The following is a 12,780-nucleotide window of genomic DNA, read 5'->3' on the forward strand; positions in this document are numbered from 1 at the left end:
TAATGCAATCACTCAACAAGGAAGAAGGCCGTAGGGCGCATGAACAAAGCTATACGCTATTGTGTATTGACGATGAGAGCGTTAACTTAAAAGTATTAGCATCAATCTTCAAAGATCACTACAACGTGGTGGCTTGTAAAAGTGCTAAACAAGGTTTTCAACTCGCTTTGCAGGAAAACCCTGATATTATTTTGCTTGATGTACTGATGCCAGAAGAAAACGGTTTTGAGCTTATGGCAAAGCTAAAAAAACACCCTCAGTTAGCCAGTATTCCCGTTATTTTTATTACCGGTTTACAAGAGGTAGAAGATGAAGAAAAAGCTTTAATGCTCGGCGCTTGTGACTATATTCAAAAGCCCTTTAACTACAGTATTGTGAGGGCAAGGGTTAACACGCATTTAGAAATTATTCGTCAACGTAATTTATTGCAAAGATTTGCATTATTCGACAGTTTGACCGAGTTACCCAATCGCCGAAAATGGCTGCAAGACAGCACTGAAAGTTGGCTAACTGCTCAGCATGCTCAAACTGCTATGGTGTATGGCATTATCGATGTTGACCACTTTAAAAAATACAATGATCATTATGGTCACCAACAAGGTGATGTGGTTTTACGTAAAATTGCTCAAACCATTAAACGCAACTTATACCATTATAATGGCGCTATTTTTCGCTGTGGTGGTGAAGAGTTTTATTTTTATTTTCCTGTGGTTCTAAACTGTAAAGCCTCAACCGTGCTGGCTGTTTGTCTTAACAGCATAACTGAGCTCGCTATTGAACATCTCGCGGTGAACACGATTGGCCATGTTTCGGTAAGTATCGGCGCTATACAAGTCATTCCTCATAAAAATACCAGCATTGAGCAAATTATGCAGCAAGCTGATGAAAGGCTATATTTAGTTAAAAAAGACACTCGAAATGCTTTTAACCTGCTCGAACTTGATCAAAGCAATTAGCAAATACCGCTCGACATTGCCTGATTCAAGCAAAAAACATCAGGCATTGCCAAGACAAATTAATGGGCAACCTGCCAGATTTTAGTTATAGTGCGCGTCATTAACACTGACTACGCCAATTGAAATAGTGCGCAATTCATGACAGTAATTGGCCTTACTAGTAGCTGTTACTTACTCAGCTACCAAGGATAAATTGTGACAACTAAAGGCAACCTTTTCATTCTATCTGCCCCTAGTGGCGCAGGTAAATCGAGTTTAATCTCCGCTTTACTTAAACAAACATCAGCAAGACCCATGCAAGTGTCTGTTTCACACACAACACGCGATCCTCGTCCCGGTGAAGTCGATGGTCAACACTATCACTTTGTGAGCGAAGAGCAATTTAAAGGTGCCATTGCGGATAAACACTTTTACGAATACGCCGCCGTGTTTGGTAACTTCTATGGCACCAGTGAAATAGCGATAGATCAACAGCTTGCACAAGGCATTGATGTTTTTCTAGATATTGACTGGCAAGGTGCACAGCAAGTTAGAATAAAGAAACCAGACGTAACCACCATCTTTATTAGCCCACCATCAAAACAAGCATTAGAAGAGCGCTTGCGTGGCCGTGGCCAAGACAGTGAAGAGGTTATTCAAGCACGCATGGCGCAAGCAAAAGCAGAATGTTCACACTATCAAGAATTTGACTACATTATTATCAATGATGATTTTCAGCAAGCCTTAACGGACCTGACTACAGTAGTAAACAATCAGCGTTTAAAGCGCAGTCAACAAGTTTGCCAGCACCAAGGCTTATTTGCAGAATTATTAGCGTAGAGCGCTTGCTTACTTACCGTTAGATCAAGTAAACTACGCGACTATTTTATAAATTTAATTGCTGGAGTGACCAAATGGCTCGCGTAACTGTTGAAGATGCCGTAGAAAAAGTCGGTAACCGTTTTGATTTGGTGCTAATTGCATCTCGTCGTGCTCGTCAAATTGCTACGGGCGGAAAAGACCCATTGGTTGATCCTGAAAATGACAAACCAACAGTAATAGCTTTGCGTGAAATCGAAGCCGGTCTTATCACCACTGCAGTAATGGACAAGTCTGATCGTCATGAACAAGTACAACAAGATGATGAAGAATTAGACAAGATTGCAGCCATTGTTGGTGGTAATCAATAATATTCGCTTACGTTTAACGTTAATTGCGACATAAAAAACGCGTAAATTACCTCACAGTAATTTACGCGTTTTTTATTATCTGTTAAGTTTGAGTAAATTAATAATAAAAATTCGTGCTAGCGCGCTTAAACATTGGCATAGCGGCAAAATAATCGTATTCTAAACCTATTGCTAAAAGCTGAGCCACTCTCATCATTAAGGAATTACTGAGTGTACCTTTTTGAACCACTAAAAAAACACGTATCAAGTTATCTATCCAAGGTACAAATTGACCTACTAAAGCAGGCCTATATTGTTGCGCGTGAAGCACATGACGGCCAAATGCGCTCAAGTGGTGAACCCTATATAACGCACCCAGTGGCCGTTGCCCTTAATCTTGCGAAAATGCATTTAGATCACGAAACCTTAATGGCTGCTTTGCTACATGACGTGATTGAAGATACCGCGACCACTAAAGACCAGTTAGCTGAATTATTTGGCCATACGGTGGCAGAGCTGGTTGAAGGTGTGAGTAAACTCGACAAGCTCAAATTTGATAATAAAGAAGAAATGCAAGCGGAAAACTTTCGCAAAATGGTTTTGGCCATGGTGCAAGATATTCGTGTTATTTTAATCAAACTTGCCGATCGCACCCACAACATGCGAACTTTAGGGGCATTGCGACCTGATAAACGTCGACGAATAGCCCGTGAAACATTAGATATTTATGCGCCAATCGCCAATCGCTTGGGTATTCATGACATTAAAAATGAACTGGAGACTTTAGGCTTTGAAGCCCTCTATCCGATGCGCGCACGAGCATTAAAGTCAGCGGTAAAACAAGCACGTGGCAACCGTAAAGAAATTATCAACAATATCCAAGCAGAGTTGACCAGCCGCCTAGCGGAAAATGGCATTAAAGCTCAAGTTATTGGCCGAGAGAAACATCTTTATTCCATCTATAAAAAAATGCAAAATAAAGAATTAATGTTCAATGAAGTCATGGACATTTATGCCTTTAGAATTATTGTTGGTGACAAAATTGATGACTGTTATCGCGCTTTAGGCGCCGCCCATAATTTGTATAAGCCGATTGAATCACGCTTTAAAGACTATGTGGCGATTCCAAAAACTAACGGCTATCAATCACTGCATACCTCTTTAATTGGCCCTCATGGTATTCCCGTTGAAATTCAAATTCGTACCCACGATATGGATCAAATGGCCGATAAAGGTGTTGCCGCTCACTGGTTATATAAACAAGACGGCAAAGACACCGGCACTACAGCGCAAATGAAAGCCCGTCGCTGGATGCAAAGTTTATTAGAATTACAACAAAGTGCGGGTAGCTCATTTGAGTTTATCGAAAATGTAAAATCAGATCTTTTTCCAGAAGAAATTTACGTTTTTACTCCCGACGGCCGTATTATCGAATTGCCTATGGGGGCAACAGCGGTCGATTTTGCTTATGCAGTGCATACCGACGTTGGTAACTCATGCGTGGGCGTAAAAGTTGAACGTAAACCTTACCCATTAAGCCAACCCTTAGATTCAGGCCAGACTATCGAAGTGGTGACCTCTTCTGCTGCCCGACCTAACGCGACTTGGCTAAACTTTGTCGTTACTGCAAAAGCGCGCTTGCAAATTCGTACCTACTTGCGCTCACAAGAAAAAACTGAGTCTCTTGCCTTAGGTCGACGCTTACTAAGCCACGCGCTTGGGACAACAAAACTCGCAGACATTGCCGCAGAAAAACTGTGCCAAGTGGTTAAAGACACCGGCAATAAAACTACTGAAGAATTACTGATCAATATAGGTCTTGGTAATGCATTAAGCATAGGTATCGCTAAACGTTTAAAAGACGAATTTACTGACGAGTCTGATATACAACCAAAGACTAAAAATAAAATGCCGATTAAGGGCACCGAAGGTATGATGGTCAGTTATGGTAAATGCTGTAGACCTATTCCTGGTGATTCTATTCTGGCTTATTTAAGTCCTGGTAAAGGCTTAATGGTACACCAACATGGCTGTAGAAATAATAAAGGTCATGAACAAGGTAGTTTGTTCCCGGTTCGATGGGATACAGATATTGACCGCGATTTTATTGCCAAATTACGTATCGATATTCTCAATCATAAAGGTGCTCTTGCCGCCTTAACCAGTGTGGTTGCCCGTTGTGGCTCAAATGTTCACACACTAAATTCTGGTGAGAAAGAGTCCGGACTGTACCTGATTGATATAGAAATTACCTGTCGGAACAGGGTTCACCTTGCCAAAATCATCCGAAAAATTAAAGTCATGGGCGACGTTCAACGCGTTGTGCGTAACAAATAGGAAAGCTTAGGAATACTATGAAAACAATTATTAATACAGAAAACGCTCCCAGTGCAATCGGTACCTATAGCCAAGCGGTAAAAGTCAATAATACCGTCTATCTATCAGGTCAAATTCCCTTAGTGCCTGAAACAATGGAAATTATTTCTGAAGATTTTGCTGAGCAAACACAACAGGTATTTAAAAATATTGTCGCCGTATGCGAAGCGGCCGGTGGCAATATCAATGACATGGTAAAAGTGAATATATTTTTACAAGATTTAGCCAACTTCGCTACGGTTAACGAAATTATGAGCCAATATTTTCAACAACCTTACCCAGCAAGAGCCGCGGTACAGGTAGCGCGTTTGCCAAAAGACGTTGCCATCGAAATTGACGGTATTATGGAATTACCCAATTACAGTTAACATTAAGCCATAACACTACTTACCGGCAAGCAACACTGATAAAAGCTTGCCAATATTTTACTCAACGTTAGAACCAGTATATGACTCCGGATAGACTACAAAGAATTAACAGCATGTTAGATCAACGCCAACCTGATTTAACCGTATGTATGGAAGGTGTGCACAAAACTCATAACCTAGCTGCCGTAGTTCGCACAGCAGATGCGGTTGGTGTTAGCGATGTACATGCCGTATGGAAAAATGAAACCATGCGTATCTCTGGCGGCAGTGCGGCAGGTAGTCAAAACTGGATAGAAGTGCATAATTATAACCGCACCGAAGACGCAATTACCGAGTTAAAAAAGCAAGGTATGCAGGTGCTGGTAACTAACTTGTCAGCTACAGCTGTCGACTTTCGTGAGATTGACTATACCAAGCCAACCGCTATTATTCTTGGACAAGAAAAGTTTGGCGCCTCGGCTAAAGCACTTGAAATGGCTGACCAAGACATTGTGATTCCTATGGTGGGCATGGTGCAGTCATTAAATGTTTCTGTTGCTTGTTCAGTGGTGTTATATGAAGCACAACGCCAGCGTCAAGCGGCGGGGTTATATCAACAACCCAGAATATGCCAACAACGCCGTCAACGGATATTATTTGAAGGTGGCCATCCTATTTTTGCTACCGCCTGCCAACGTAAAGGCTTAGCCTATCCAGAGATTGATGAAGCTGGACAAATTGTGGCATCAGAGCAATGGTGGCAGCAAATGCAAATGACCCAAGCTGCTTGGCAAGATATTGATAACGAATAAATTTCAAACTGATATCAAAGGAGTCAGCGGTGCCTCGCGCAATGGAAGCCTTAACTAATTTAGCCCAAATCCCTGTCACTACCTTAAAAGGTGTCGGACCCGGTATGGCGACTAAGTTGGAAAAAATTGGTCTAGTGTCACTACAAGACTTACTTTTTCATTTACCGTTGCGTTATGAAGACCGCACACGTGTTACCGCAGTGCGTGATCTTATGCCAGGTCTCTTCACCAATATTATTGGCGAAGTTACCCAAAATGAGATAATACAAGGCAAGCGTAGAATGATGTTAGTCACTATCAATGATGGTACTGGCAGTATTAATCTACGTTTTTTTCACTTTTCAGCTAGTCAAAAAAATAGCCTAGCTGTCGGGCTCAATATCCGCTGCTATGGTGAAATTAATCGTGGCATGCGTGGCTTTGAAATAGTACACCCAGAATATAAAGCCCTAGATCAAGATCAAGCATTAACCGCCGCTGAAGAAACCCTAACACCGGTTTATTCAACCACCGACGGTTTACGACAAATTTCTTTACGCAATCTAACCGAACAAGCATTAAAGCACTTGCAGAGCGGCAAAGTAGAAGAATTATTGCCGGTTGAAATTAGTCATCAACAATATAGCTTAGCTGAAGCACTCGCCTTAATTCACCGGCCACCCCCAGAGACCTCAGTGGTTTTAATGGAAGATGGCAAACACCCAGCACAGCTTAGGCTGATCAAAGAAGAATTATTAGCCCATAACCTCAGCATGTTAAAATTACGTGCCGCCAATGATCATCACCCCGCCGTTGTTCTGGCTATAGACACTCAACTAGAGAAAAACTTTTTAGCGTCACTGCCTTTTACACCGACAGGCGCACAAGCAAAAGTGACGGCAGAAATACGCACTGACCTGTTAAAACCTATGCCCATGATGCGTTTAGTACAAGGTGACGTAGGCTCAGGCAAAACACTCGTTGCCGCATTAGCTGCATTAACCGCTATTGGCCAAGGTTTTCAGGTGGCCTTAATGGCACCAACAGAAATATTGGCAGAACAACATGCGATTAATTTTGAAAAATGGTTTGGGCCACTGAGTATTTCAGTTGGCTGGCTGGTAGGTAAAACCAAAGCCAAAGCAAGACGCCATGCCTTAGAGCAGATCGAAAATGGTAATATGCAAATGGTTATTGGCACGCATGCTTTGTTTCAAGAGCAAGTGATATTTAACAAACTAGCCCTGGTTATTATTGACGAACAACATAAGTTTGGCGTCCACCAGCGTTTATCTTTACGTGAAAAAGGCGCATGGCAAGGCCATTACCCCCATCAGTTAATCATGACAGCTACGCCTATTCCGCGTACTTTAGCCATGACAGCTTATGCAGATTTAGACACTTCAGTGATTGACGAATTGCCACCGGGACGAACCCCTATTACCACAGTCGCCTTGCCGGACAGTCGCCGAGATGATGTTGTTGAACGCATTCGTCAAGGTTGCACCAAGGATAACCGTCAAGTTTATTGGGTGTGTACGCTAATTGAAGAGTCCGAGGTATTACAATGCCAAGCCGCGGAAGATACGGCGGTGTATTTGCAAGCACAATTATCCGCCTTAAAAGTGGGTTTAGTTCATGGCCGAATGAAGGCGGATGAAAAACAAGCCGTGATGGAGCGTTTTAAGCTTGGCGAACTGGATGTCTTAGTAGCAACAACCGTTATTGAGGTGGGTGTGGATGTGCCTAATGCGAGCTTAATGGTGATTGAAAATCCCGAACGTTTAGGCTTAGCACAACTACATCAATTACGCGGCCGTGTTGGTCGTGGCTTAGTGGCTTCTCACTGTGTGTTAATGTACAAAGCACCTTTGACTAAAACTGCCACCAAACGCTTAAAAGTACTCAGAGAAAGTAACGATGGTTTTGTTATCGCGCAAAAAGATCTCGAAATTCGTGGGCCGGGTGAATTACTTGGCACCAAACAAACCGGTTTGGCGGATCTAAAAATTGCTGACCTGCAACGCGATGCCCACTTAATACCAGAAGTACAACAAGATGCTCACCTGATATGGCAAAAATACCCAGAGCAAGCCAACGCGCTGATTAATCGCTGGTTAGCCAACCGTGAAAAATATTCTAATGCCTAGACTGAGATCCGAACACTTGGGTAAATGACACTATTTACTCATGACCTTTGAACAGCAAAAAATAGCGGTAAAAATCACTTCTTGATAAGCTTCTTTGAGCCTGATTTATCTTCTATCCATTCGGTTAACTCAGTGTGCTACTTTTTCCTGCAAAAAAAGGGCTCAATTTAAGCCATACAATTCAATCAGTCGTCATGTGACGTATCAAGTTTATAACGCCGTATTTTTTAATTTTAACCGTTAAAAATGAACAGCTAATTAATCAACTTGCTATTAATAACCCCCACCGTGATCTCAAGTGTTAATTAATCTAAAAAAATGCGGTAAACTAAGTCTAATTATAGTTAACAGCGAAATCATGATGTCTTCACACGATCAAAATCATCCGATTAATAATGACACTAGTGACGAAAACACGACCCATTTTGGCTTTCAAACGGTCGAAAAAAATGAAAAAGAGTCGAAAGTTGCCAGCGTGTTTCATTCTGTTGCTCAGCAATATGACGTGATGAATGATTTAATGTCATTTGGCATTCATCGCTTATGGAAACGTTTTACTATCGATGCCAGTGGCGTACGCCCGGGTAATAAAGTACTAGACTTAGCCGGTGGTACCGGCGATTTAACGGCAAAATTTTCTCAACTTGTTGGCCGTGAAGGTAAAGTTATCTTAGCCGATATCAATAGCTCAATGCTCAATGTTGGGCGCGATAAGTTGCGTGACCTGGGTTTAGTGCAAAATATTGAATACGTGCAAGCCAACGCGCAATATTTACCGTTTGAAGATAATACCTTTGATATTATCACGATAGCTTTTGGTTTACGCAATGTGACCGATAAAGACATGGCATTGCGCTCTATGTATCGTGTGCTCAAACCAGGTGGCCGTTTATTAGTTTTAGAGTTTTCAAAACCAGAACATGAGTTAGTCAATAAGGCCTACGATTTCTATTCTTTTAACATCTTACCTAAAATAGGTGAGATAGTGGCAAAAGACGGTGATAGTTACCAATATTTAGCCGAGTCTATTCGCATGCACCCTGATCAAGAAACCCTGAAAACCATGATGGATACCGCTGGCTTTGAACAAACCAGTTTCAAAAATTTAACCGGTGGGGTAGTGGCACTGCATAAAGGTTATAAGTTTTAGCCTTATGCCTCAAACTATTAGTCAGCAACTCATGTTTGCTCAAGCCCTAAGTGCGATACTTGAAACCGTTATCAATCAGTTTCTGGGCTATAATTTGCACGGTATTCGGGCTTTAAAGCCATTGTCTGAGAAAACACTCACCATTAAATTGGCAGAATTACCGTTTCCTTTAAGCTTTACCGTTAGTGATGAAAAAATTCATGTTAGCAGTAATGATGCACATAACGATTGCTGTTTAATCACCAGTATCAGCAGCTTAATTGAGTTAAAAAAAGAGCAACAACTGACGGATTTAATTAAAAAAGATAAACTCGATATTCAAGGTGATTTAAAAGTAGCTCAGCGCTTTGCTGACATTGCTCAAACACTTGATATTGATTGGCAAAGTGAGTTAGCCAAACGTATTGGTGATATTCCTGCTTACAAATTAGGCCAACTGGGTCGCAAGCTATTAAAGACCTTAAACTTTGCGGGGACAAAAATTCAAGCAGATGCCAGCGAGTGGCTCATACATCAGAAGCGACTAATCATAACAGCCACTGAAATGTCTTATTTTAATCAGGATGTTGAAGATGTAGAACAACAAGTTAGTGCTTTAAGCCAACGACTTGAACAATTAACTAAACACATAAGCAAATTATCATAAGGGTCTGTGGTGAGTAGTAAACGTTTATACAAAATAGTAAAAACCTTTCTTCAGTTTGGGCTTGATGAGCTTCTACCTGAAAAGTACCTGCCATGGTATATAAAAATATTGCGCAGCTCATTGTTTTGGCTGAAAAACAAACACCAAGACAAAACTCAGGCGCAGCGCTTTCGCATGGCGATAGAGTCATTGGGCCCGGTATTTGTTAAGTTTGGCCAAATGCTCTCCACCCGTCGAGATTTATTGTCAGACGACTTCGCCAATGAATTAACTTTATTGCAAGATAAAGTGGCTGCGTTTGCTGGTGAAGATGCCGAAAAAATTATTATCGCGGCCATTGGCGCCGAAATTTTTGCAGAACAATTTAAAGATTTTGATCTAACGCCTTTAGCATCAGCCTCTATTGCCCAAGTGCACACGGCTACCTTGTTACAACCAGAGGGCGAGCAAGAGGTGGTGTTAAAAGTATTACGACCTAATATTACAGCAACCATCATCGCTGACCTGAACGTCATGTCACTTTTTGCCAACATTGTTGCTCGTTGGTTACCCGATGGCAAACGTTTACATCCTCTAGAAGTTGTCGCTGAATATAAAAAAACCATGTTAGAAGAATTAGATTTAAACCGTGAAGCGGCTAATGCGATGCAATTAAAGCGTAATTTTAGCCAAGGGCGAGATAGCGACAAGGTGCTTTATGTGCCTGAAGTCTACAGCGAATATTGTTCAAAAAATGTCATGGTAATGGAACGTATTTATGGCGTAGGTGTTGGTGACGTTGAGACCTTACTAGCAAAAAACGTTAACATGAAATTACTCGCTGAACGGGGCGTTGAAGTATTTTTCACTCAAGTATTTCGAGACAGTTTTTTTCATGCTGATATGCACCCAGGTAACGTATTTGTTGACGCAACAACCCCAGACGATCCCACTTGGATTGCCATTGATTACGGTATCGTTGGTACCTTAAACCGCGAAGATAAACGCTATTTAGCGGAAAATTTTGTGGCTTTTTTTAACCGTGACTACCGTAAAGTGGCACAATTACATGTTGATTCAGGCTGGGTACCCAGTGACACTAGTGTTGATGAATTTGAGTTTGCCATACGCACCGTATGTGAGCCTATCTTCAACAAACCTTTGTCTGAAATTTCTTTTGGTCAGGTATTAGTCAATCTTTTTAATACCGCACGTCGCTTTAATATGGAATTACAACCCCAGCTAGTTTTACTGCAAAAAACCCTACTTTATATCGAGGGCTTAGGCCGACAGCTTTACCCGGCTTTAGATCTTTGGCAAACCGCCAAGCCATTTTTAGAAAAATGGGTCAAAGAACAAATGGGCATCAAAGCGGTTATTAAGAAAGTAAAAGACAACTTACCCTTTTGGAACGAAAAACTGCCCGAGATACCTGACTTAGTCTACGATTACTTAAAAACTAATCGAACAGCACAACGTCAGCAATTAATAACATTGAAACAAATACAGTTGCAACAACAGCAACACAGCAAGCAAATAACCAAACTGGTCGTTATAGCCACGCTAGTTATTTGCTTGACCATTAGCTTTACTTAATAACCATTTGAGATTGACTAGATACAGGGCTAGAACCCAGTACTTTAGGTTAAGTCTTAAATCTAAGTAATAAAAAACAAATTAATTCAACAGGATCAAACATGACTAACAACGAAGTTTTACATCACATTCGTTATATCTTTAGCTTAAACAATGAAAAAATATCCGCTATTTTTCAATTGGCCTCATGCCCACAAAGCGATGAAGAAATTAATAATTTTTTCCGCAAAAATGGTGAACAAGCCTTTGCTCGTATTGCTGATAATATCTTAGCGAGCTTTCTAGATGGCTTAATAATAGAATGTCGAGGAGCAAAAGAGGGTGCGCAAGCGCAGTTGGATCAACCAATAAATAACAATATTGTCTTTAACAAAGTAAAAATCGCTCTGGCGTTAAAAGCTGAAGATATTATTGCCTTGCTTGACTCTGCTGAATTAACCTTAAGTAAACATGAACTCAGTGCTTTTTTCCGTAAACCTGAGCACAAACACTTCCGCGGTTGTAACGATGACACCTTATTGAAATTTTTTAATGGCTTACACTTAAAAAATCATCAAGCTATTGTAGAAATAAAAGAGTAATAGGACTTAATAACACTAGCTAGGCTATCTATGGTCTAGCTAGCCTTCTCTGCCACTGTTTTCTCTGCCACGACACAATTACGGCCATTATCTTTTGCTAGATATAACGCCGCATCTGCTCGACTGATCCAAGCTTCAGCGGTTTCACCCTGTCGATATTGTGCGATACCAATAGACACAGTCAAGGGTATGTCATCAGCAAAAGTAGTTTTTTCGATTAAAACCCGTAACTTTTCCGCCACTTGTTTAGCCTCGGTAACGTCAACTTTTAAGGGTAAAATAATAAACTCTTCACCACCATAACGATATAAAGCATCCATTGATCTACTATGTTTTTGAATCAAGGCGACCAACTCAACCAAGACTATATCGCCATTAGCATGGCCATAATCATCATTAATTTTCTTAAAGTGATCTAAATCTAATAACAATAATGAGACGTTAGAAGCCGCTCTCTTTTGATCAGCAATAATATTTTCCAGTGTTTGGTCTAAGGCCCGGCGATTACCCGACGAGGTTAAGGGGTCAATACTGGCTAATAAGGCCAACTTACTATTGGTTTTATCGTAGTTATCAAAAATCACATAAGAAAACACCGCGGTTAAAAACAAGCTGAAATTGATGGTTAAAAATTCTAAAGTACTGTTAGTGGGAAATAATGTGATGGCAATAACCATAATAGCGACAAAACATATTGTGCTAGCTGGTCGCACGGGCAATATATAGTAAAAGGAGATTATAGCGGGGTACAACCAAAATAAATGTGATTGTCCACGTATAACCACGACAGTCACAATAGCAATAGAAAGGAAGATGGTGAATGCCAGTTTTGCAGTATTGGCCTTGCGGGTACAATAAACAAATACAAAAAAAATCGTGGTCACAACCACAAGTGCGGCATCTATAGAGGCCATAACCATATCACCATTAAGCCAGCGTAAATAGACAAATGGCGAAATGGCAATAGCCGCCAACGCACTGAATATCAGTAGCATTTTTTCTGATGCTGAACGTTTTGTCATTTAACTTTCCCGTACTCTACTGGTTATTTTCTTGAAGA

Annotated in this window: 12 protein-coding genes; 11 read left to right on the forward strand and 1 reads right to left on the reverse strand. The window is 40.9% G+C overall.

The window, feature by feature from the left end; all coding sequences use genetic code 11:
- The first annotated feature begins 2 nt into the window (after positions 1-2).
- The 11 genes from H4J41_RS15915 (at position 3) to H4J41_RS15965 (ending at position 11,720) form a co-directional block, all read left to right on the forward strand.
- Complete coding sequence (locus H4J41_RS15915; RefSeq protein ID WP_182137132.1) at positions 3-956, forward strand: diguanylate cyclase domain-containing protein; 954 nt, start codon at positions 3-5, stop codon at positions 954-956.
- A gap of 195 nt (positions 957-1,151) precedes the next feature.
- A complete protein-coding gene (gene gmk, locus H4J41_RS15920) occupies positions 1,152-1,775 on the forward strand; it encodes a guanylate kinase (protein WP_182137133.1) in 624 nt (207 codons plus the stop codon).
- A 74-nt stretch (positions 1,776-1,849) separates the two neighbouring features.
- Positions 1,850-2,125: a DNA-directed RNA polymerase subunit omega gene (gene rpoZ, locus H4J41_RS15925; protein WP_182137134.1), complete on the forward strand. Its 276-nt coding sequence runs from the start codon at positions 1,850-1,852 to the stop codon at positions 2,123-2,125.
- Positions 2,126-2,335: 210 nt separating this feature from the next.
- Positions 2,336-4,441, forward strand: coding sequence for a bifunctional GTP diphosphokinase/guanosine-3',5'-bis pyrophosphate 3'-pyrophosphohydrolase (gene spoT / locus H4J41_RS15930; RefSeq protein ID WP_182137135.1), 2,106 nt, complete (start codon positions 2,336-2,338; stop codon positions 4,439-4,441).
- Positions 4,442-4,458: 17 nt separating this feature from the next.
- Entirely contained in the window at positions 4,459-4,848 is a 390-nt protein-coding gene (locus tag H4J41_RS15935) for a RidA family protein (RefSeq protein WP_182137136.1), read from the forward strand.
- Between the two features lie 80 nt (positions 4,849-4,928).
- Positions 4,929-5,639, forward strand: coding sequence for a tRNA (guanosine(18)-2'-O)-methyltransferase TrmH (gene trmH / locus H4J41_RS15940; protein ID WP_182137137.1), 711 nt, complete (start codon positions 4,929-4,931; stop codon positions 5,637-5,639).
- A gap of 41 nt (positions 5,640-5,680) precedes the next feature.
- A complete protein-coding gene (recG, locus tag H4J41_RS15945; RefSeq protein WP_182137379.1) occupies positions 5,681-7,768 on the forward strand; it encodes an ATP-dependent DNA helicase RecG in 2,088 nt (695 codons plus the stop codon).
- A gap of 361 nt (positions 7,769-8,129) precedes the next feature.
- Positions 8,130-8,918, forward strand: coding sequence for a bifunctional demethylmenaquinone methyltransferase/2-methoxy-6-polyprenyl-1,4-benzoquinol methylase UbiE (ubiE, locus tag H4J41_RS15950; protein WP_182137380.1), 789 nt, complete (start codon positions 8,130-8,132; stop codon positions 8,916-8,918).
- Positions 8,919-8,922: 4 nt separating this feature from the next.
- The gene (locus tag H4J41_RS15955) at positions 8,923-9,564 is read left to right on the forward strand and encodes an SCP2 domain-containing protein (protein WP_182137138.1); all 642 of its coding nucleotides are present in this window, start codon (positions 8,923-8,925) and stop codon (positions 9,562-9,564) included.
- A gap of 9 nt (positions 9,565-9,573) precedes the next feature.
- The gene (ubiB, locus tag H4J41_RS15960) at positions 9,574-11,139 is read left to right on the forward strand and encodes a ubiquinone biosynthesis regulatory protein kinase UbiB (RefSeq protein ID WP_182137139.1); all 1,566 of its coding nucleotides are present in this window, start codon (positions 9,574-9,576) and stop codon (positions 11,137-11,139) included.
- Between the two features lie 101 nt (positions 11,140-11,240).
- The gene (locus tag H4J41_RS15965; RefSeq protein ID WP_182137140.1) at positions 11,241-11,720 is read left to right on the forward strand and encodes a DUF1456 family protein; all 480 of its coding nucleotides are present in this window, start codon (positions 11,241-11,243) and stop codon (positions 11,718-11,720) included.
- Positions 11,721-11,755: 35 nt separating this feature from the next.
- Here H4J41_RS15965 and H4J41_RS15970 read toward each other — a convergent pair whose 3' ends face one another.
- Positions 11,756-12,742: a GGDEF domain-containing protein gene (locus H4J41_RS15970; protein WP_182137141.1), complete on the reverse strand. Its 987-nt coding sequence runs from the start codon at positions 12,740-12,742 to the stop codon at positions 11,756-11,758.
- Positions 12,743-12,780: the final 38 nt, after the last annotated feature.

The organism is Colwellia sp. MB3u-45, assembly GCF_014077005.1.
Lineage (GTDB): Bacteria > Pseudomonadota > Gammaproteobacteria > Enterobacterales > Alteromonadaceae > Cognaticolwellia.